The following is a 21,764-nucleotide window of genomic DNA, read 5'->3' on the forward strand; positions in this document are numbered from 1 at the left end:
ACAAGCATCCAAATAAAAAGCCTCCGATGAAACCGGAGGCTGTTGTAACCCCATCGCAGATGGGGGTCCCGTTTGGACGCCGATCACCCCATGTGCGGGGTCCTTATTCCATGCCGAAACACACCCACAACCTGCCGGTCTCGACAGGTCGCCTCGTCGGACGGGACGACGCGGTGGCGGCGGTCCTGCGCGCCCTTGAGGCATCGCGGCTGCTGACGATCGTCGGTCCCGGGGGGATCGGCAAGACCCGGCTGGCGCTTGCCGTCGCCGAGCGGCTGGCGGCAGGAGGCGGCACGGACGGTGTCGGCACGGAGGAGGCCGGTACTGAGGTTTCCAGTACCGAGGGCACCGCAGCCTATGAGCATGGTGTCTGGTTCGTCGATCTCGCGACCGTGAACGATGCGGCACTGGTACCGGCCTCGATTGCGGCTGCGATCGGGCTGCGGGTGCATTCGGCGAATATCGGCGCTGCGCTCGCAGCCTTTGCGGCCGACCGGGCGTTCCTGCTCGTGCTCGACAATTGCGAACATCTGGTCGAGGCGGTCGCGGCCTGCGCCGGCACGTTGCTTGCCGCGGCGGCCGGGGTGCGCATTCTCGCCACGAGCCGCGAGCCGACCGGGACCCCCGGAGAACAGGTCTATCGCCTGCCGCCGCTGGACACGCCGCCCGAGGCCTCCGGCCATTCGGCGGCCCGGGCACTGGCGTTCCCGGCGGTCGAGCTTTTCGTCGAGCGCGCCGGCGGCAGCTTCGGCGCGTTCGCGCTCGACGACGGCAATGCGCCGGACGTGGCGGAGATCTGCCGCAGGCTGGACGGCCTGGCGCTTGCGATCGAGCTCGCCGCACCGCGGCTGGATGCGTTCAGTCCCCGCGAACTCGTGGGGCTCCTTTCCGATCAGTCCCATGTGCTGGGCGGCAGGCGATCCGGCCACAGCCGCCATCATACCCTGGCTGCGACGCTGGACTGGAGCTACGGCCTTCTTGCCGAGCCCGAGCGCATGCTCCTGCGACGCCTTTCGGTCTTTGCCGGTGCCTTCAGCCTGGAATCGGCCTGCACGGTCGTGCTCGACAAGGGCCGCGCCCGCGCCGAATGCATTCACGGCGTCGCCAGCCTCGTTGCGAAATCGCTGGTTTCGACGGAGCGTGGAGAGTTCGGCACGCAGTACCGGCTGCTCGACACCACCCGGCGCTATGCGCTGCAGAAACTGGCCGAGAGCGGCGAGCTCGATTGGCTCCGCCAGCGCCATGCCGAGCATCTGCTGGCTCTTGGGGAGCGCGCCGGGGCGGAATGGAGGATCCGGCCGACCGCCCAGTGGCTTGCCGAATACGGGCGCAAGGTCGACGACATTCGCAGCGCCCTGAGCTGGGCGTTTTCCGGAAACCGCAGCATCGCCACCGGCATCGCGCTCACGGTCGCCGCGATCCCGTTCTGGGAGAACCTGTCGCTGGTGGAGGAGGGCCGCGCCGGCGTCGAGCGCGCGCTCGACCCTGCCTTTGCCAGGTTCCGCAGCGTCCGCGACGACATGAAACTGCACCTGGCGCTCGGCACCACGCTGCTTCATACGAGCGGCCCGCTTCCCGAGGTCAAGGTGGCCTGGACGACGGCGCTCGCCTGTGCCGAGACGCTGGGCGACGCCGAATGCGCGCTCGGCTGCCTCTGGGGACTGTGCGACTACCACACCTGGACGGGCGATCACCACGCGGCGCTGGCGATGGCCGAAAGGATCAGGAAGCTGGCGAGCGATCGCGGCGACCTCACCGCCTGCACGAACGTCGACAGGCAGGCGGGAACGGCCCTGCGCTACCTGGGAGAACTCGCCGGGGCGCGGCGTCACCTCGAACGCATGATCGCCCTCTACATACCCCCGGTCGCCCGTTCGGACATTGCGCGCTTCCAGCTCGATCCGCGGTCGGCGGCGCGGGGAACACTTGCGAACATCCTCTGGCTGCAGGGGCAGCCCGACAAGGCGGTCGCCATGGCGCAGTGCCAGCTGGAGGAGGCGCGGGCGGCAGAGCATGCGCTGGCGCTCTGCAACGCCCTCGTCCACACGACCTGCCCGATCGCGCTTCTGACGGGGGACCTTGCCGGTGCGGAGCGGATGCTCGCCGCCATCGAGGCGCATGTGGCCAGGCACGCCATGACGATCTGGAGCGCCATGGCGCGTTGCCTGCGCGCCGACTGGCTCCTTCAGGGGGGCGATGCTGCCGGGTTGGCCCTTCTGAGAGGCGCGCTCGACGAGCTTTTCGCGGTCGGTTTCCGCATGCGCGGTCCCTTCTACATCGGCGTCTACGCGGCGGGGCTGGGGGATCACGGAGAGATTGCGGCGGCGCAGGCGGCGATCGACGAGGCGATTGCGCTTTCGGCATCGACGGGCGAGATCTGGTGCATGCCGGAACTGCTGCGGATCAAGGCGGAACTGTCGCTCAAGGAAGGCTCCGGCCGGTCGGCGGAGGCCGGGGAGGCGCTCTTCGTGCAGGCCCTCGGCCTGGCGCGCGGGCAGGGTGCGCTGTCGTGGGAATTGCGCACGGCCACGGGGCTTGCCGGACATTGGCTTGCCGCGGACCGGGGCGAAAGGGCGGCCGGCCTTCTGGCGCCGATCCATCGGCGCTTCACGGAAGGATTTGCCACCCGTGACCTGCTTGCGGCGTGCGCGCTTCTCGATGCCGTCGGGGAGAGGCGCGGGAGAGGTTCGGGCGTCTCCGGGACCCGCCGCGGCCGGCATACGCATGCCCGTCCTTGAGCGCTGGATCCAAAGCGTGCCGCGATCTTTCGGGTTCGCTCCCGCGCTTTGCTCCGTTGTTTGACGCATGTCGCCGTCGCAAAGCCGCTGCGTACATTTGCGCGACATCCTCTATCGGGTCAGCGATCGCGTGCGCCTGTCCAGCATCAGCAGGATCGGGGCGATCGCGGCGATGGCGGCAAAGGTGGTGAAGGTCTCGACGTAGCGCGTGCCTTCGGCGGCCATGACGTGCAGCGAGGCCGGGCCGAGGCCGGCGCCGATGGTCAGGGCCATGTAGTTGATGCCGTAGAGCTTGCCGAAGCTTCGCATCCTGAAGCGTCTCGCCAGAAGAAAGCCGATCGCGTCGCCTTCCGCTCCCGTGGCCAGCCCGAAGATGACGGCGCTGACATAGACCGGGACCTGGCTGTCGGAGTTCGCCAGGATCAGGTGGCCGGCAAGCGGCGACAGAAAGGCGAGGCTCGTCAACGGAACCGGAGGGAACCGGTCGAGCAGGGCCCCGAAGCCGAGGCGCATGGCGATGAAGGCCAGGCCCACGAGGCTCATGACCAGGGCCGCCTCTGCCGGATCGGCGCCGCGGTCGGCCAGCACGACGGGCAGCGAAATGGATCCGGCGGCGGCGGCGAAGTAGTTGAGAAAGAACGCACCCAGCATCAGCCAGAAGCTTGCCGTCCCCACCGCTTGGCGAACGGTGTCGCCCTCGACCCCGGCACGGTCGGGCGACCTCGGCACGGGCGGGTCGCGAATGACGAAGAGCGCCACCGGAAGGGTGATCGCCATCGATACGAGGCCGGCCACTATAAAGGCGGAGCGCCAGCCCCATTGCGCGATCAGGAGCGCAAGGGCCGGCGGAACGGTGGCGATCCCGAGCCCGACGAAGGAGAGCATGACGCCCAGCGCGAGGCCCCGCCGGGCGCTGATCCAGCCGACGATCACATAGGTGTAGGGCACGCCGGTCTGTGCCGCGCCCAGCAGGCTCGCTGCGACGACCGCGGCGGTGAAGGCCGGCAGGCTGTGCGAGACGATCCCGATCGAGATCAGGCCGACCGCCATCGACACGGAGGAGAAGGTGAGCACCCGGCGCGGGCCGAAGCGATCCGTCAGCGCGCCCACAACCGGCGACATCAGGCCGTTGACGATGGCGATCGGCGCGACGACGGCAGCCACCAGCGTCCGGTCCCAGCCGGTGTCGTTCGCGATCGGCACGATGAAGACGCTGAAGCCGTAGATCAGCACGATGCCGATGCTGAGATACATCCCGGCGCCGGAACCCAGCACGATTGCAATCCGTCGGCCCCGCCCTGCGTCCGTATCCATGTCCCGACTGCCCTTGCCGTGTCGTTCGCAGAGGCCTTGGTCGTGCCGACCGGACCGCAGGCAGTTCACCAAATTTCACCGTTCTTAACAACCCTTGCGACAGCGGCTGCGCTAGCATCCGGACAGTTCCCCAAGACCGACAGGAGGCGACGATGTCTCAGCAGCCAGCAGCCGTCCAACCGGATGATCCGGAGCGCCGCGCCATCCTGTGCGCCGCCGGAGGTGCCGCGATCGGCGGAATTGCCGCCGCGCTTGCGGCCGGCACGACGGCGTCGGCCCAGGAAACGCCGGCCGCAACCCGCGATCCGAATTCGCTGGGCGGGAGGCTCCAGGGCGTGCAGCATTTCGGCCTGACCGTGCAGAACATGGAGCGCGCCTACGAGTTCTACACGGCGGTTCTCGGCGGGACGGAAGTCTTCCGCCACGGCGACTTCCAGGGCGACGCCGTCCAGAACACGCTGCTGGCCGACCAGGAGATCCTGGCGAACGAGCTCGGCGTCAACCCGCGGACGATCGGCGTGCCCGACCTGAGGGGCGGGGCCCAGCGGCTCGATGTCCGCTTCATCCAGTTCGACAACGTCGTGATCGAGCTTCTGCAGTATCGCGACGCCGACCAGCCGATGGGCGGACCCAAGGCTTTCGCCGAGCCGGTGGAACACATGAGCCCGGCATTCCCGCGGATGATGCACATCTGCTTCCACGTCGGCGACGATGTCGACTTCAACCAGTTCATCGCCGATCTCGAGGCGGAATCCGCACGGCGCGGCATGACGCAGGTGCGGGCCAATCGCATCATCCGCGTTTCCACCGAAGACGAGCGAAGGGCGGCACCCATGAGCGCCAACACCAACAAGGTGACGGTCGCGCCCTCTGACGGCTGGGAACTGATCTACTGCAAGGGCCCGGAGGGCGAGCAGCTCGAATTCGTCAAGGCGATCGGACCGGTGAAGAAGCGGTTCGCCGATGCGCTTCAGGCCCATCTGGGCCTCTCGGGCGCGCAATAGGCGTATCGGGCCTGTGGCGGTCCGGTCCGGATCGCCCTGCTGCCCTCGACGAGACACCAGACACGGGACACTGGACACGGAACAGGGAGAAACGAGATGACCACGACGCTGCGGCTGCACACTCCGGCCCGCCTGCTCGCGGGCGCCGTCCTGCTCGCCGGCCTGTTTTTCGCTGCGGGTGCGGCGACGGCACAGGACGGTTCCGGCCAGGGGCCCGGCGACGGCTATGCAAATGTCGCCGGCGGGGCCTATTCGATCGTTGCCGAGGTCCGGGCCAAGCCGGGCAAGGAGGCCGAATTGCGCGCGATCACGCTCCCGCTGATCGATCTCGTCCGCGGCGATCCGGCAAACCTCGTCTATTTCCTGCAGGAGAACCGCGAGAGCCCCGGGCACTTCATCTTCTACGAGATCTTCGCCAACGAGGCCGACTTCGAGGCGCACAACGCCATGCCCTATGTGCAGGACTGGTTTGCCCGGCTGCCCGAACTGGCCGATGGCGGCGTGAAGGTGATGCGCATGGAGGTCCTCGTGCCGGACGGCAACTAGGGTCAGGGCACCCGGCCCACAGTCGGCGCAGGGCGCGCCAAACCGAAGGGAGCTTCGAGATGAGACTCAAGGGCAAGGTTGCATTGGTCACGGGCTCTGCGGGCGGCATCGGCCACGCCGTCGCGGAACTGTTCGAAAGCGAAGGCGCCATCGTGGTTGCGGGCGATATCAAGCAGCCGGAAAAGCCCTACCCCAAGGCGACCGAGGCGATGAAGCTCGACGTCACCAGCGAGGAGCAGTGGGCTACGGTCGTTGCCGCGATCGTGCGGAAGCACGGACGGCTGGACGTGCTGATCAACAATGCCGGCATCATCGCCTACGAACCGCTGGACAAGCTGGAGATGAAGGACTGGCTGAAGATGATCGCGGTCGACCAGACCGGCGTGTTCCTCGGCATGCGGGAGGCGGTGCGCGTCATGCGCAAGCAGCAGTCCGGCTCGATCGTCAACGTCTCCTCGATCTGGGGCAGTGCTGCGGTCGCCGGCGCGCATTCCTACCATGCCGCCAAGGGGGCCGTCCGCAACATGTCGAAGAACGCGGCAATGACCTATGTTTCCGACGGGATCCGGGTCAACTCGGTGCATCCGGGCTTCATCCATACGCCGCTGACGGACGCGCAGGCGCAGGACCTCAACGATGCGGTCATCGCCGCGACGCCGATGAAGCGCGGCGGCACGCCGATGGAGATCGCCTATGGCTGCCTGTTCCTCGCCTCCGACGAGGCAAGCTACGTCACCGGCACCGAACTGGTGATCGACGGCGGCTACCTGGCGCAATAGCCGCCCGGCCGGCTTCAGGCGTCGCGGCGGCGGGCAAATTCCGGGCTGTCCGAAATATGGCCAAACGGTGACTTGCAAGCGCCAACGGGCATCCGGATTTCACAATATTGTTAGCGCTCCGTCGCGCCGGAGTTGTGCTATTTTGCCGGCGCGGCATGGATCCCCAGGGGGCGGCTATTTGCCGATATTCCACATGTCATACGATCTTCAAGTCAATGGTAAGTCCTATTCCATCGATGTAGACGGCGATATTCCGCTTCTGTGGGTCCTGCGCGACACCATGGGGCTCACCGGAACGAAATTCGGCTGCGGCATCGCCATGTGCGGGGCCTGCACGGTGCATGTCGACGGCATGCCCGTCCGCTCATGCGTGATGCCGGTGTCCGATGCCGTGTCCAAGGCGATCACGACGATCGAGGCGATCGGCGAGACCGCGGAGGGCGCGCGGGTGCAGAAGGCCTGGCTCGACATCGACGTCGTCCAGTGCGGTTACTGCCAGTCCGGGCAGATCATGTCGGCCACGGCGCTGATTGCCGCCAATCCCTCGCCGACCGACGACGATATCGACGCGGTCATGGCCGGGAACATCTGTCGATGCGGCACCTATCCGCGCATCCGGGCCGCGATCAAGCTGGCCGCAGCGGAGAGGTGAGCGCGATGTCCATCCACGACAAGGTCACCCTTCCCGTATCGCGCCGCCATTTCCTGATCGGCGCATCCCTGACCGCCGCAGGCCTCCTCATCGGCCTCAGGCCCACCCCTTCATCCGCCGCACCGGAGGCCTTCGAGGCCGGCGCCTTCATCCGCATCCCGCCCGAGGGCAAGATCGTGTTCGTCATGCCCTCGGTGGAAATGGGGCAGGGCATCTACACGGCCGTGGCGATGCTTCTGGCCGAGGAACTGGAAGTCTCCCTCGACCAGGTGGAACTGGAGCATGCGCCCGCCGATCCGGCGCGATATGCAAACCCCCTGCTCGGCGACCAGATCACCGGAGGCTCGCTGGCCATCCGCGGCGTCTACGAGCAGATGCGCAAGGCCGGCGCCACCGCGCGCGTCATGCTGGTGAATGCCGCCGCGCGCGGCTGGGACGTGGCGCCGGAGACCTGCACGGCCGAGGCCGGGCATGTCGTCCATGCCGCAAGCAACCGCCGCGCCGCCTATGGCAGCCTGGTCGAGGCGGCAGCGGCGCAGGCGGTCCCGCAGGAGGTGCCGCTGAAGCCTGCGACCAGTTTCAAGGTGATCGGCCAGTCCCTCCGGCGGCTCGACAGCCCGGAGAAGGTCAACGGTACGGCCAAATTCGGGATCGATGCCCGCCCAGACGGCGTCTCCTATGCGGCGATCGCGCTCTGTCCCCACTTCGGCGGCAAGCTGCGCGCGCTCGAGGATGCGCCCGCACTGGCGGTCAAGGGCGTCAGGCAGGTCGTGCGGGTCGAGGACGCCGTCGCCGTCGTGGCCGACAATACCGGCGCCGCCCGCAAGGGGCTCGCCGCTCTTTCCATCGAATGGGACCCGGGCCCGAACGGCACGCTTACGCTCGCCGATCTCGAAGGACGCATCGAGGATGCGATCGAGGGCAGCGCCCTGCCGCATATCAACGAGGGCGATGTCGAAAAGGCGGAGGCCGAGCACGGGCCGGCCCATGAATTCGTCTATCGCCTGCCGATCCTGACGCATACGGCGATGGAGCCGATGAACTGCACGCTCCATGTCCGCAGCGACGGCTGCGAGGTCTGGGTGGGCACGCAGGTCATGGGGCGGGCAAGGCAGGCGGTGGCCGATGTCACCGGGCTGCCGGTGGAGAAGGTCGTGGTGCACAACCACCTTTTGGGCGGTGGCTTCGGCCGCAGGCTCGACGTCGACGGCGTCATCGTGGCGGCGAAGATCGCGCAGCAGGTCGACGGCCCGGTCAAGGTGACCTGGAGCCGCGAGGAAGACATCCGCCACGACTGTTATCGCTACCTCAACTACAGCAAGGTCACCGCGACCCTGGGGGCCGACGGCCTGCCCGCGTCGTGGCGCCACCGCGTCATCGGCCCTGCCGTCATGGCGCGCTGGCTGCCCGCCTTCACGCGCGACGGTATCGACCTCGACATTATGGCGGGTGCGGAGACGCCTTACGCCATCGCCAACAAGCATACCGACTTCGTGCGGCACGAGGCGCCGGACGGCATGCTGACGGGCAACTGGCGCGGCGTCGGCGCCACGCGCAACATCCCGCCGGTCGAAGGCGGGATCGACGAACTGGCCCATCTTGCGGGCATCGATCCGCTCGAATACCGCCGCCGGCTGCTGCAGCACAAGCCGCGTCTCCTGGGTGCGCTCGATCTCGCGGCCGAGAAGGCGGGCTGGTCGAGCGCGCCGGCGCAAGGGATGGGTAGGGGCATCGCCGTCGCAGAGGATTTCGGCAGCTTTGCCGCGATGATCGCCGAAGCCGGGATCGCCGCGGACGGAGGCCTCAGGATCGACCGCATCGTCTGCGCCGTCGATTGCGGCCAGGTGATCAATCCGGACACGGTGGAGGCCCAGATCCAGAGCGGCGTCGTCTATGGCCTGTGCGCTGCCCTTTATGGGCGCATCACGGTCCAGAATGGCGCCGTCGTGGAGGGCAACTTCGACGATTCCCCCGTTCTCAGGATCTACGAGACGCCGAAGATCGAGGTGCACATCGTGCCGAGTTCGGAGGCGCCGGGCGGCATCGGGGAGATCGGAACCCCGGGTGTGGCGCCCGCACTCCTCAATGCGCTGTTCGTGGCGACCGGCAAGCGGCTGCGGACGCTCCCGATCGACCAGGGCGAACTGCGGAGGGTATGACCATGGCCAGCAAGGCAATTGCAATGCCGCTTCTTGCCGTTCTGGCCGCCGTCGGCGTCGCCGCCGGCATGGGTCCCCTGAGCAGCCACGCCGAGACGTCGGATGGCGGAACTCTCAAGGCGGCCTCCGACTTCGAGACCATTACCGACACCGGGGCGCGCTCGAAGGCGATCTTCGTGGAGGCCAGCCGGGTGTTGACGCATCCGCGCTGCATCAACTGCCATCCGGCGACGCGCAGTCCCACCCAGGGCGAGGACCTGCATCCGCATGTGCCCCTGATGATCGCGGCCGAAAGTTCCGTGGGGCCGGCCGGGCTTGCCTGCAGCGCCTGCCACGGCGACGAGAACCGTCCGATCGTCGGCAGCCGGCTGAAGTCCATTCCGGGCAATGCCCATTGGTCGCTGGCACCGGCCAGCATGGCCTGGCAGGGGCTGACGGTCGGCGAGATCTGCCGGCAGGTGAAGGATCCGGAGCGGAACGGCGATCGCACGCATGCCGACCTCGTGCGCCATATGGGCGAGGACCATCTGGTCGGCTGGGCCTGGCATCCGGGCGAGGGCAGGAGTACGCCTCCGGGTTCGCAGGAAGCCCTTGCCGCCCTGATCGACGCGTGGGTCGCGACAGGGGCCGAGTGTCCGGACTGAGGCAACCTCGCGTCTTCTGAACCGCTCTTGTCCTCGCGGCTTTCGATCTTGTGCGGGAACCGCTGCGCGATCGTGGGCGGCGTGCTTCTGTTGTTCATCCCCGGCGAAAGCCGATCGTCAGGGTTCGCGCAGGGCGGTGTCCAGGCCGCGGACGAGGGGATAGAGGAAATAGGAGATGACGGTGCGGCGGCCGACCTTGATTTCGGCCGATACGGTCATGCCCGGAAGCAGCCGGACCGGTTGGCCGGCATAGTGGAGTTCGGTGTCGGCCAGCGGGATGCGCGCCTTGAAGTAGGGGGTCGGCGGCTGGCCCGCGGCGGTTTCCTGCTGGCTCGGGCTGAACGCGTCGCGGCTCACCGTGCGGATTCTGCCGTTGACGGTGCCGTATTTCTGGAACGGATAGGCGTCGAACTTGATGCGGGCGTCCTTGTCGGCGGTGACCTGGCCGATGTCGCGGGAATTGATCGAGATTTCGGCTTCCAGCGGCGCGTCGAGCGGGACGAGCGTCACCATCGGCTCGGCCTCGCGCACGACCGATCCCACAGAGCGCTGCGCCATGTCGAGCACGACCGCATCGGCCGGCGCCCGCATCTCGACCATGTCGCGGCGGCGCTCCATCTTCTTCAATTCCTCGGCGGCGGCGTCGCGCTGGGTCTTCGTCTCGACCAGCTGCTCCATGGTGGTGCGACGGAAATCCTCGATGAAGGCCTGGCGGTCGGCCCTGAGCTTGGCCAGCGCATGGACGGCCTCCGCCGCCTGGCCCTGCAATTGCGACAGGTCGGATTCGACGTCGAGCCGCGCGTCGCGCGCGCCGAGGAAATTGATGCGCGAGCCGCTGTCGGTCCGCCACAGAAGCTCGCGCGCCGCCTCGATCTCGGCCAGGTTCTGCTTGCGGCTGGCGAGGATGTGCTGCTGGTTGGCGCTGGCGACGAGGGTGGCGTTCTGGCCGGCGATCTGGTGGTCGAAATTCTGCAACTGCGCGGTATGGAAGGCGAGGCGCTGGCCGAAGAGTTGCAGTTGCAGCCGCTCGTCGGGAGAGAAGCCGGCAGACTTCGCATAGTCCTCGCCGCTGAGCTCCGCGGCAAGCCGGTTCGCCTGCGCGTCGAGGGCGGCGAACTTGGTGCGCTGCAGGTCGACGTCGGCCTGGCTGAAGGTCGGGTCGAAGGTGGCGAGCACCTGGCCGGCGCGCACGGTATCGCCCTGGGCGACATCGATGGTGCGGACGATCGAGGTCTCGATCGGCTGGACGACGATCGTGGGCCGGGTGGTGATCAGCTTGCCGGGTGCCACCACCACCTCGTCGATCTCCGACAGGCTCGCCCAGGTGATGGCGGCGGCGATCAGCGCGGTGATGCCGTAGAGCGTCAGCCTTGCGATGCGCGGCGGCACGCGCTCCTCGAGTTCCACCGCGTCGCTCTGGAACTCGGCGATGACCGGCGGCAGCGTGCGCCGGATGACGAGTTCGGTGCCGGGCTGTCGGACCGGGACCGGCAGGTTGATCTTCTGGTCTGCCCGGTCGTCTCCGTCCGGCGTGCTCTCGTCGGCACTGGCTTCGCCGTCTTCGCCTTTTCCGGCCGCAGCTTCGATTGAACCGACTTCGACTGCGCTGACTTCAACCGGCCCGCCTTCGCCAGGCCCCTGTTCCTGCGGTCCGTCAGCATCCGGCTTGCCGACGCCCGGTCTGTCGTCCGGGGCAGCACCGTTCGAGGGGGGCTTCCCTTGAGGTCCGGTTCTCTTTCTCATGCGACCTGCCTCGTCTGCTGGCTCCACAGGTGCCGGTAGGTCATGCAGCGCGAGACGAGCTGGTCGTGCCGGCCGATGTCGGCGACCTTGCCGCGATCGACGACGAGGATGGCATCGGCGTCGACGAGCGTGGAAAGGCGGTGGGAGACGATGATGACGGTGCGGCCCGCGGCGATCCGGCTGAGGTTCTGGCGGATGATGGCCTCGCTGTCGGGATCGAGCGCGCTGGTCGCCTCGTCGAAGATCAAGAGCTTCGGATTGGTGAGCAGCGCGCGGGCGATGGCGAGGCGCTGCTTCTGGCCGCCGGACAGGTTCGAGCCGTTTTCCTCCAGCATCGTCTCGAAGCCGCGCGGCAGCCGCTCGATGAACTCCTCGGCGCCGGCCATGTGCGCGACCTCGACGATCTCCTCGATGCTGGCGTCGGGCCTTGCGGCGGCGATGTTGTCGCGGACGGTGCCGCGGAACAGGAAGTTGTCCTGCAGCACCACGCCGATGCTGGTGCGCAGGTGGACCAGGTCGATCTCACGGCTGTCGTAGCCGTCGATGCGCACGATCCCCTGCTGGTTCTGGTAGAGGCCCTGGATCAGCCGGGTGACGGTGGTCTTGCCCGAGCCGCTCTTGCCGACGATGCCGAAGACCGAGCCGGCCGGGACGGTGAAGGAGACGGCATCCAGCGCCGGCGGGCCGTCCGGGCCGTAGCGGAAGGTGACGTTGTCGAACTCGATGCGGCCGTGCAGTTCCGGCCGCATGCCGCGCCCGCGGCCATACTGCTCCGGCCGCTGGTTCATGATCTCGCCCAGCATGCGCACCGACAGCGCCACCTCCTGGTATTCGTGCACCATGGTGACGATCTGCACGAGCGGCCCGGAGACCCGGCCGGCGAGCATGTTGAAGGCGACGAGCGCGCCGATGGTCATGGCGCCGCCGAAGACGTCTAGCGCGCCGAGCCCGATGATGGCGACGCTCATCAGCTTTTCCACCAGCCCGATCAGCGACTGGGCGATCGCCGAGATCTGGTCGACGCGGAAGCGCACGGAGATGGACTGGGCGGAGCTGTCGTCCCAGACCTTGCGCTGGCGGGGCTCCAGTGCCAGCGACTTGACGGTGCGCATGCCGTGCACCGTCTCGACCAGCAGCGCCTGGCGCTCGCCCTCGGCCTGGTAGAGCGCCTGCAGGCGGCGGTTGAACGGGCCGACCAGGAGCATGACGACGAGGCCGACGAGGCCGGCGAAGGCGAGGACGACGAGGGTCAGCTTGACGCTGTAGAGGAAGAGGATCGGCACGAAGACGAAGAGCGAGAGCCCGTCCAGCAGCGTCAGGAACAGGCGGCCGGTGAGAAATTCGCGAATGCGGCCCGTCTGCTGCATGTGCTTGACGAGCACGCCGGCCGAGGTCTGCTCGAAGAGGGCGACGGGTAGGTTCAAGAGGTGGCCGAAGGTGCGGGTAGCGATCTTGATGTCGATCTTGTTCGTCGCGTAGAGCAGCAGGTATCGCCGGAGGAAGGTGAAGGCGGCGTCGAAGACGAGCGCGATCGCAATGCCGATCGTCAGCACCGTCAGCGTCGCATAGCTCTGGTGCACCAGCACCTTGTCGATCACGAGCTGGAAGAAGATCGGGGTCGCGAGCCCCAGCCCATAGAGCACCAGCGCCGCGAGCGCCACGTCGCGGAAGAGGCTGCGCTGGCGGATGATCTCGGGGATGAACCAGCGGAAGCCGAACGGCTGGTCGACGTCGGACATGCGGTAGCTGCGCTTGGCGAGGATGACCGAGCCGCGCCAGGACCGCAGGAACCGCTCCTTCTCCAGCAGCATGAACTCGGGACGCTCGGCGAGCGGGTCGAGGACCCGGATCATCCGGTTGTCGCCCTCGCCGCCGGCGCCGGCGATCAGGACCCAGTTGCCGTTTTCCAGCTCGGCGATGACGGGAAACGCCTCGCCGAGCCCGAACAGCCCGTCCCAGTCGAGGGTGACATGGCGCGCCCGCAGTCCCGCGTCCTTGGCCATGCGCAGCATCTGGCGCCGGGTGACGGGAGCGTCGCCCACGGCATAGTCGTGCATCAGCCGCTCGGGCGAAAGGTCGACGCCGTGATGGCGGGCCACCAGCACCAGGCACTGCAGGTTCGTATGCGGGTTCTTGGTCATGCCGTTGCGGCCCCGGACGGGTCTAGTTGAAGTTGGGCGATGCGTTCGACGCCGGCTGGCCCTTCTGCGCGGCCTCGACCGCCTGCACGTCGCCGACGCGGCGGACGGCGCCGGCCTCCACCAGTCCGCCCAGCGCCTTCTGCATCAGGTCCACGGCGTTGGCGAAGGCATCGACGGGCATGACGATGCGCTGGCGGAAGACGGGGACGGGGTTGTTGTTGGCGTCGCGCTCGGTGGCAGACAGCGACATCAGGTCGATGCGGACGATGGTGCCGGTGACGGTGATCTCGCCGATGCCGTCGGAATAGAGTTCGCTGGACATTTGGGTCTCCTTTGTTGCTGCGTCGCGTCGCTCAGGCGACATGATCGTGTCCCCACACGGGGAAGGGGTCGAAGAGCCCGCGCGCGAGGCGCGGGTCGTATCCGGTGTCCTCGCCGGTCAGGCAATCATCGAGCGATTGCCGGATGGCGTCCTCGGACATGCCGCTGCCGATGAAGACGAGTTCCTGGCGCCGGTCGCCCCAGGCGGGGGTCCAGTGCCGTTGCAGCATCTCCTGGAACTGCGGGTGGCGGGGCCAGTGCGCGCGCGGCACGCTCGCCCACCACATCCCCTTCGGCTCGGCGCGGACCTGCGTGCCGGCGATCGACAGGAGACCGATCCAGTCCGGGCGGCTGGCGAGCCAGAAGTGTCCCTTTGCGCGCAGGAGGCCGGGCCGCTCCAGCGCCAGGAAGGCGTGGAACCGGGCCGGGTCGAACGGGCGCCTTGCGCGGTAGACGAAACTCGCAATCCCGTATTCCTCGGTCTCCGGCACATGGTCGCCCCAGCCGAAGAGTTCCTTGTGCCAGAACGGATGCCGTGCCGACTTCGCCTCGCTGAAGAGGCCGGTATCGAAGATCGCCTGCAGCGGAATGCGGCCGTAGTCCGCCTCGACGACGCGGGCGTCGGGGTTGAGCGCGGCGATGACCCGGCGGATCTCGGCCCGCGTGCCGGCGGCGACCTCGGAGACCTTGTTGACGACGACGACGTCGGCGAACTCGATCTGCTCGACGAGCAGGTCGACAAGGGAGCGGGTGTCCGTGTCGTCGCGCGTCTCGCCGCGGTCGCGCAGGAAGTCGGTGCTGCGGTAGTCGGAGAGCAGGCTGGCCGCGTCGACGACGGTAACCATGGTGTCCAGCCGCGCCACGTCGCAGAGCGCCTGGCCCGCCTCGTCGCGGAAGGAGAAGGTCGCGGCGACCGGCAAGGGCTCGGCAATGCCGGTCCCCTCGATCAGCAGGTAGTCGAACCGGCCTTCGGCTGCGAGACGGCGGACCTCTTTCAGCAGATCGTCGCGCAGGGTGCAGCAGATGCAGCCGTTGGTCAGTTCGACCAGTGTCTCGTCGGTGCGCGACAGGCCGGCGCCGCCGTCGCGCACGAGGTCGGCGTCGATGTTGACCTCGCTCATGTCGTTGACGATGACTGCGACACGGCGCCCCTCGCGGTTGCGCAGGGCCTGGTTGAGGATCGTCGTCTTGCCGGCTCCCAGGAACCCCGAAAGCACGGTGACGGGGAGCCGATTGTCGCCCTTCGAGACCGCCATCGACCTCCTCATGCCGCCAACTGCGGCCGGAAGGCCACGTCGACGTAGTAGTTCGTGCTGTTGTAGGAACTGGCCGGCATCACGCCCGAAGACCCGTAGGCATAGACCCCGTTGCCGCCGCTCAGCGTGGAGGAGAGGGCGCGCAGGTTGCCGTTCGAGACCTCGGAGTTGAAGCCTCCGGCGGTCGCCGAGTAGTTGCCGTTGGTGCTGTAGGAGACGATGTAGGTGGTGTTGGCGTCGATCTCCACGTCCTGGGCGAGATCGGCCAACTGCCAGCCGCTCGCCGTCTCGTTGGTGAAGGTGGCGCTGGTGATCAGGTCGCCGTCCGCGCTCCAGAGGTAGCCTGTATGCGGGCCGGTGTTGTTGGCGGCCTTGTAGAAGCGGATGCCGGTGATCCAGCCATCCACGTCCGCCTGGAATTTCATCCCGAGATTGACCGGGGAGTTGTCGTTGACGGAGACGATCGTCGGGGTGGAATTCGCGAAGATCGTCTGGTCGGTGTTCGGCGCGTTGACGTTGAGCGAGACCTGGGCCGACGACACGCCGCCCTGGCCGTCCGAGATCTCATAGCGGAAGCTCGCGGATCCCTGGTGGCCGGCCGTCGGGGTGAAGGTGACCGTGTTCGCCTGGCTGTCGAACGAGACCTGGCCGTTGACGGCATTGGAGACGCCGGTGATCGTGAGCGGATCGCCGTCGGCGTCAGTATCGTTGCCGAGAAGGGCGGAGGCCTGGATCGTGATCGGCGTGCCGGTCTGCGTCTGGTAGCCGGGATCGTTCACGGCGACCGGTGCGGTGTTGACGGTGTTGCGCTCGTAGAGCACGTCGACCCAGTAGTTCGACGAATTCCAGCTCTGGTTGGGGAATTCGTTGCCGGAGCCGTAGGCGAAGACGCCGTTGCCGCCGATCGTGGCGCTCGACGGCGCGCTGAGGTCGCCATTGGTCCGGGTCGTGGTGAAGTAGTTCGGGGTCACCGCATAGCGGCCGTTCGACTGGTAGCTCGCGACGTAGGTGGTCCCGGCCGAAATGGTGACCGGCTGCGAGAACAGGACGGTCTGCCAGCCGCTCGCACTCTCGTTGACGAAGGTGGCCGAGGTGATCAGGTCGCCAGAGGCGGTCCAGAGCGAACCGACATGGGTGCCGTTGTCCTGTGCGCTCTTGTAGTAGCGCAGGCCGGTGATCTGGCCGCTCGAGGAGGCGACGAACTTCATGCCGAGTTCGACCGGCGTGGTGTCCGAACTCGACGTTACCGACGGGGTGTCGGAGGGCGAGAACAGGCTGGTGGCGTTCGATTGCGGTGCCACTGTCAGGCTGACGGTCGCCGTATCCGTGCCGCCGCGGCCGTCGGAGACGGTGTAGGAGAAGCTCGCCGCTCCGGTGTGCCCTGTCGTGGGGGTGAAGACGACCGAATTGGTCTGGCTGTTGTAGGCGACCGTTCCGTTCGTGGCGTTGCCGGCACCGGTGATGACAAGGGCGTCGCCATCCGGGTCGTTGTCGTTGGCCAGCAGCAGGGACGCGCCGATCGAGAGCGCGGTGTTGTAGGTCGCGACATAGCCATTGTCGTTTGCGGCGACGGGCGCGGCGTTGACCGTGCTCTGCTTGAAGACGACGTCGACCCAGTAGTTGGAGGCGTTGTAGCTCTGCGTCGGGACCAGCCCGCCGGTGCCGTAGCGGAAGACGCCGTTGCCGCCGTCCACAGAATCGGAGGAGGGGGCGGTCAGCGGCCCGTTCGTGCGCGACGAACTGAAGTAGCCGCCGGTGGCGTAATAGGTGCCGTTGCTGCTGTGGTAGGAGGCCGTGTAGGTCTGGCCCGCGGTGATCTGGATCGGGCTCGAGAACGTGGCCGTCTGCCAGCCGCTCAGCGATTCGTTGGTGAACGTCACAGAGGCGATCCGGGTTCCGTTCGCATCATAGAGCGCGCCGGTGTGCGTGCCGGTGTCGCCGGGGGCCTTGTAGAAGCGGATGCCGGTGATCTCGCCGGCCGAGGAGGCGACGAACTTCATGCCGAGTTCGACGCCGGTGCCTTCGACATAGACCGGTCCCACCGGCGTATCGCCGGGATTGAACAGGGAGACGCCGCTCGGGCCTTCATCGACCGTGAGGCTGACGCTGCCCTGGTCGGTGCCGTTGCGCCCGTCCGAGACGGTGTAGGTGAAGCTCGCCGGCCCGGAATAGTTCTCGTTCGGCTGGAAGACGACGGTGCCGTTCTGGGTGTTGAGAGTGACGGTGCCGTTGACCGCGCCGCCCACGGCGGTGATCGTCAGCTGATCGCCATTGGCATCCGTGTCGTTGGCGACCAGGGCTGCGATCGACAGCGTCAGCATGCCGTTGCGGCCGATGGTGAAGCCGTTGTCGTCCACGGCCACCGGTGCTGTGTTCGCGCCGGGGTTGAAGAGGACGTCGACCCAGTAGTTCCGGCCGTCCGCGATGCTGCCCGGGAAGGTGCCGGGCGTGTCGGTGTAGGAGTAGACGCTTGCATTTGCATTCGTCTTGAGGAAGCCGTTCTGATAGCCGGTGTCGAAATAGTCGAGCGTCGACGAATAGTAGCCCTTGGTATGGTAGGAGGCGGTGTAGGTGGTTCCCGCGGTGATCTGGACGGGGCTCGAGAACTTGACCGTCTGCCAGCCGGTGATCGATTCGTTGGTGGAGATGCCGGTGGCGATCCGGTTGCCGGCCTCGTCCCAGAGGCTGACCCGGTGGCTGCCGGTGTTGTAGAAGCCCTTGTAGAAGCGGATGCCCTCGATGGTGCCATTGGTCGTCGTCTCGAAGCGCAGGCCGACCTCGACGCCGTCGCGGTCGATCGTCGTTTCTATCGCGGGCTTCGATGCCTGCGTCCACAGGCTGACGGTGTTGGAGGGCAGGCTGACGGTGACCTGCTTGCCGGCCGACGGCGTCTCCAGGTTCAGGCTGTCGTCGACCGCGCGCGACATGATCGTGTAGGTGCCGCTCGCCTGGACCACCCAGTTGAAGCTCCAGTTCTCGCGGCCGGTGGCCTTGAACCAGCTCTGGCCGCCATCGGTGGAGATCTCCACGCCGGCGATGACGCCGCCGCCGAGATCGGCCGCGGTGCCGGTGACGGTCACGTGCTGGCCCTCGATGAAGGTCGCGCCGACCACCGGCGTGGTGATGGTCGAGGTCGGTCGAAGCGTATCGGTCGATTCCGATGCCAGGATCAGGCTGGACACCAGCGTCGTCGGCTGGATGCCCATGTCGGCGAACATGTTGACCATCGACTGCTGGACGTTCCTGTCCGTCTCCATGTAGGGGCCGGAATGCTGGTCGTTCAGACCCCAGGACCAGAACACCGTTCCGGCGCTGAAGACGAGCGCGCCGCTTTCGGCGCGGTACATGGTCAGGCTGTGCTCGACGACCGCATCGCCGACGGTCGTGCCGTAGTCGCGCAGGTAGGATTCCACCGAGACGGTCGACAGCGACAGGTTGACGAGGCCGGCCGGCCTGAAGCCGTTCTCGACGTCGGAATTCCACTCGTAGCCGAGGATGTTCTTCGGCATGGTGTAGGTCTGGCCGGGCTGCAGGTCGGCAATGTCGGTGTCGCGCCAGAAGCGCAGGTTGGAGAAATCGTAGCCGACGGTGATCTCGTCGCTGCGATAGCTGTCGACGGTGAACATCGTGCCGATTAGCGCGTTTTCCGGCGTCTGGCCGGGATCGGCGTAGCGCGGGTCGCGCCAGGTGCCGGTGCCGGTGTCGCTCGGGTCGGTGCTGGTGCCCCAGGTCTCCTTGTAGCAGACCATCGTGCGGTAGGGCGTGCCGTTGCCGTCGATGCTGTCTTCCCAGCGGATCTTCCAGTACATGTCGTTCCCGCCCCAGAAGGCGAGGTTGACGCCGGAATCGCGCGCCTGTTCGACAGCCGCGCGCTGCTCGGCGGACCAGTACTCGTCATGGCCGACCGAGAGGAAGGCATCATGGTTGAGGATCATCTGGCCGTTGCGGCTGGAATCGACGCCGGAGATGTAGGAGACGTCATAACCGTTCTGCTCCAGCCACTGGATGGCGGAGTGCTCGACGCCGAAGACGAAGTCGTGGGTGCCGCCGATCGGGCTCGTATTGGTGACGATCGGGCGGTTGTAGCTGACGGCGGATGCGCGGCCGATGGCGGTCACGCCGCAGCTACAGTTCGGCGGCAGGTAGCCGATCATGTCGGCGGGATCGACGGGGACCTCGCCGAAGTAGAGGCTGGCGCCGCCCCAGGCGTTGTAGGCCTGCCAAGTGGTGTCCGAGGTCTGGAAGACGATGTCGCTGGTCGAGGCGTCGTCGCGCACGACGAAGGGGATGTGGCTCGCGCCCTCGCTGCCGTCGAGGCGCACGAGCTTGGCGATGTAGACGCCGGAGACGGCGTCGTCGGGGATCTCCCAGCTCGCCGACACGTCCCAGTTGCCGGCATCGATGAGGCCGATCGACATGTCGACGATCGGGTGCGGCTGCACCTGGGCGGTGGTCAGCGACTTCTCGATGGAATCGACCAGGCGGGCGCCGTCGCCGCCATAGTAGCCGAGCCGGTAGATGTCGATGCGGTAGTTCGTGGAATCGGTCGCGATCTTGAAGTCGACCGTGCCGCCGATATTGGTGCTGATCTCGGTCGCAAACCCCTGGATGGTGGCATCGCCGTCGCCCTCGATGCTCCATTCCGAATAGGGGTTGCCCTCCTTCATGTTCTCGAGCGCGATCTTGTTCGGCACCGCGGCGGCGGCGGCAAGTGTTGCGGCGCCGCCCTCTTCGGCGGTCGTGGTGTCCGGTGCCGATCCGGGAGCCTGCGCATCCGTGGCCGACAACGCCGCAGTCTGTTGGCCCGGCATCTCTGCGCCGGTCGTGCCGACGGTCATTTCCGGTGCGATGGTCTCCTTGTCGCTGCCCTCCAGCGTGCTCCCCTGCGAGCCCTGCGTGGTCGGGGAGAGGGACTCGGTCGAGGCGGTAGAGCTATCCGTCCCCTCCGGATTGCCGGGCGTCTGTCCTGTCGGAACCTTCATGGCCGGTGTGGCGGAGGCCTGCGGGTTCGTTGCGCCGGTACCGGCCGGCGTGCTCGCGGGACCTGCCGTATCCGCCGGCTTCGAGGCCGCGCCGAAGGGGGAGAGGGCCGGCTTGCCGCCGGCCTCCGTAGCACCGGGCCGCCCCCCGGCATCGTCCGAGGGCTTCAGGGAGCTCCAGTCGCCCAAAGGCGCACTGAAGACGTAGGACCAGAGGGAGACCGGGCCTGCGATGGCCGGCCCGCCCGGCAAAGGCGCAGCCGGCGTTCCCGAGGAGAAGTCCAGGCTAGATGCGAAGGACAGGCCCGATGCGAAGGACAAGGCGGATGCGACCGGCTGCAGCGCGCGGCCCAGCGCGGGTCCGAAGCCCGCGTCGCCGGCCGTCTGCGCCCCGTGCGTGGCCGATTTACCGGCGGAAAGGTCGGTGTTCGTGCCTGTCGGCAGCGTGCCATTGGTGGTGCCGACATAGGTTCTTGCCGAACCGCCCGACATGCTCAGCAGGTCATGGTTCTTGATCTGAAACCTGAACATCGGTGCCCCCGCGCTTTGTCTTTGCCCGGAGATCATTCTGCCGACATTTGGGCGCCGACAAACTACCGCAATCGGTAGTACCTGGCGGCGCCGGGTCTCCCCCTATTTGACTAGGTGCATTCCCCCTGCCGCTGCAAAGCGCGCGCGAAGCGCGTCCAGGGAGTAGGCGGCGCAGCCTTGCGCATACGGTGCCTCAAGGCGGGAGATGCGCTGGCGGGGGGCTACCCCGCGCGGCGCGCGTGCCGCCCGAGGACGAGCATGGCGCCGATGCTCATCGCGGCCATGGCGTACCAGGTGAGCGCGTAGACGAGGTGACTGTTGCGGAAACGGACAATCGTGAGCCCGCCGGCCGGCAGGCCGCCGGGGTTGGGCGTGGCGTCGGCGTCGAGGAAATAGGGGGCGACGCCTTTGAGACCGGTGGCCGTCGCGATCGCGGCGACGTCGCGCGAGTACCAGCGCCCGTGCGCCGGATCGTTGGCACGCAGGAAGCCGCCGCCGGGTTCGCTCATCCGAACGAGCCCGGTCACCCGCACAGGCCCCGCGATGTCGCCTTCGCTGCGCGACGCCGTATCGCGCCGGTCGGGCGGCACGAAGCCGCGATTGACGAGGATGGTGGTTCCGTCCGCCTGGCGGAGCGGCGTCATGACCCAGAAGCCGGCGCCGCGTTCCGTCACCGCCTGCACCAGCACTGCCCGGGCGTGGTCGAACGTGCCTTCGGCCGTCACCCGAAGGTATTCATGGGTCGGCGCGGCGATGTCCGGCCATGCAGGCTGCGGGGGCGGCGGCATGGGCTGCGCATGAATGCGGGCTTCCACCCGGGCGATCAGGTCGAGCTTCCAGAAGAGCCGCTGCACCTGCCACGTGCCGAGCAGGATGAAGACTGTGGCCAGGAGCAGCATCGCGCCGGCAAAGACGAGGCGGGATCTGCCGGCGCGGGCGGCACCCGGTGCCGCCGCG

14 protein-coding genes are annotated in these 21,764 nt (G+C 67.5%); 7 read left to right on the forward strand and 7 right to left on the reverse strand.

The window, feature by feature from the left end; all coding sequences use genetic code 11:
* Nucleotides 1-110 precede the first annotated feature (110 nt).
* Complete coding sequence (locus LQK81_RS25235) at nt 111-2,738, forward strand: ATP-binding protein (RefSeq protein WP_230809176.1); 2,628 nt, start codon at nt 111-113, stop codon at nt 2,736-2,738.
* Between the two features lie 111 nt (nt 2,739-2,849).
* Here the strand turns inward: LQK81_RS25235 and LQK81_RS25240 are convergent, their stop codons facing one another.
* Nucleotides 2,850-4,052 carry an MFS transporter gene (locus LQK81_RS25240; RefSeq protein ID WP_230809177.1) on the reverse strand — a complete coding sequence of 401 codons (1,203 nt, stop codon included), beginning with the start codon at nt 4,050-4,052 and terminating at the stop codon, nt 2,850-2,852.
* A 152-nt stretch (nt 4,053-4,204) separates the two neighbouring features.
* Between LQK81_RS25240 and LQK81_RS25245 the strand changes: the two genes are divergently transcribed.
* The 6 genes from LQK81_RS25245 (at nt 4,205) to LQK81_RS25270 (ending at nt 9,836) form a co-directional block, all read left to right on the forward strand.
* Entirely contained in the window at nt 4,205-5,056 is an 852-nt protein-coding gene (locus LQK81_RS25245) for a VOC family protein (protein ID WP_230809178.1), read from the forward strand.
* Between the two features lie 114 nt (nt 5,057-5,170).
* Entirely contained in the window at nt 5,171-5,602 is a 432-nt protein-coding gene (locus LQK81_RS25250) for a putative quinol monooxygenase (RefSeq protein WP_442967188.1), read from the forward strand.
* Between the two features lie 59 nt (nt 5,603-5,661).
* Nucleotides 5,662-6,381, forward strand: coding sequence for an SDR family NAD(P)-dependent oxidoreductase (locus tag LQK81_RS25255; RefSeq protein ID WP_230809180.1), 720 nt, complete (start codon nt 5,662-5,664; stop codon nt 6,379-6,381).
* Between the two features lie 193 nt (nt 6,382-6,574).
* Nucleotides 6,575-7,033, forward strand: a complete 459-nt coding sequence (locus LQK81_RS25260) for a (2Fe-2S)-binding protein (RefSeq protein WP_230809181.1) — start codon at nt 6,575-6,577, stop codon at nt 7,031-7,033.
* Between the two features lie 5 nt (nt 7,034-7,038).
* Nucleotides 7,039-9,192, forward strand: coding sequence for a xanthine dehydrogenase family protein molybdopterin-binding subunit (locus LQK81_RS25265; RefSeq protein WP_230809182.1), 2,154 nt, complete (start codon nt 7,039-7,041; stop codon nt 9,190-9,192).
* A 2-nt stretch (nt 9,193-9,194) separates the two neighbouring features.
* Nucleotides 9,195-9,836 (forward strand): Isoquinoline 1-oxidoreductase subunit, encoded by a 642-nt coding sequence (locus LQK81_RS25270; protein ID WP_230809183.1) that lies wholly within the window; start codon nt 9,195-9,197, stop codon nt 9,834-9,836.
* A gap of 117 nt (nt 9,837-9,953) precedes the next feature.
* Here LQK81_RS25270 and LQK81_RS25275 read toward each other — a convergent pair whose 3' ends face one another.
* The 6 genes from LQK81_RS25275 to LQK81_RS25300 form a co-directional block, all read right to left on the reverse strand.
* The gene (locus tag LQK81_RS25275; RefSeq protein ID WP_230809184.1) at nt 9,954-11,579 is read right to left on the reverse strand and encodes an HlyD family type I secretion periplasmic adaptor subunit; all 1,626 of its coding nucleotides are present in this window, start codon (nt 11,577-11,579) and stop codon (nt 9,954-9,956) included.
* Nucleotides 11,576-13,720: a peptidase domain-containing ABC transporter gene (locus tag LQK81_RS25280; RefSeq protein WP_230809185.1), complete on the reverse strand. Its 2,145-nt coding sequence runs from the start codon at nt 13,718-13,720 to the stop codon at nt 11,576-11,578. Before LQK81_RS25280 ends, LQK81_RS25275 begins: the two co-directional genes overlap by 4 nt.
* 22 nt (nt 13,721-13,742) lie before the next feature.
* Nucleotides 13,743-14,042, reverse strand: a complete 300-nt coding sequence (locus LQK81_RS25285) for a hypothetical protein (protein ID WP_230809186.1) — start codon at nt 14,040-14,042, stop codon at nt 13,743-13,745.
* A gap of 31 nt (nt 14,043-14,073) precedes the next feature.
* Nucleotides 14,074-15,297: a GTP-binding protein gene (locus tag LQK81_RS25290; protein ID WP_230809187.1), complete on the reverse strand. Its 1,224-nt coding sequence runs from the start codon at nt 15,295-15,297 to the stop codon at nt 14,074-14,076.
* A gap of 8 nt (nt 15,298-15,305) precedes the next feature.
* Nucleotides 15,306-20,807 carry a DUF4082 domain-containing protein gene (locus LQK81_RS25295; RefSeq protein ID WP_230809188.1) on the reverse strand — a complete coding sequence of 1,834 codons (5,502 nt, stop codon included), beginning with the start codon at nt 20,805-20,807 and terminating at the stop codon, nt 15,306-15,308.
* A gap of 221 nt (nt 20,808-21,028) precedes the next feature.
* Nucleotides 21,029-21,706 (reverse strand): SURF1 family protein, encoded by a 678-nt coding sequence (locus LQK81_RS25300; RefSeq protein WP_230809207.1) that lies wholly within the window; start codon nt 21,704-21,706, stop codon nt 21,029-21,031.
* Nucleotides 21,707-21,764: the final 58 nt, after the last annotated feature.

The organism is Rhizobium sp. GN54 (genome assembly GCF_021026345.1).
In the GTDB taxonomy this organism is placed as follows: domain Bacteria; phylum Pseudomonadota; class Alphaproteobacteria; order Rhizobiales; family Rhizobiaceae; genus Mycoplana.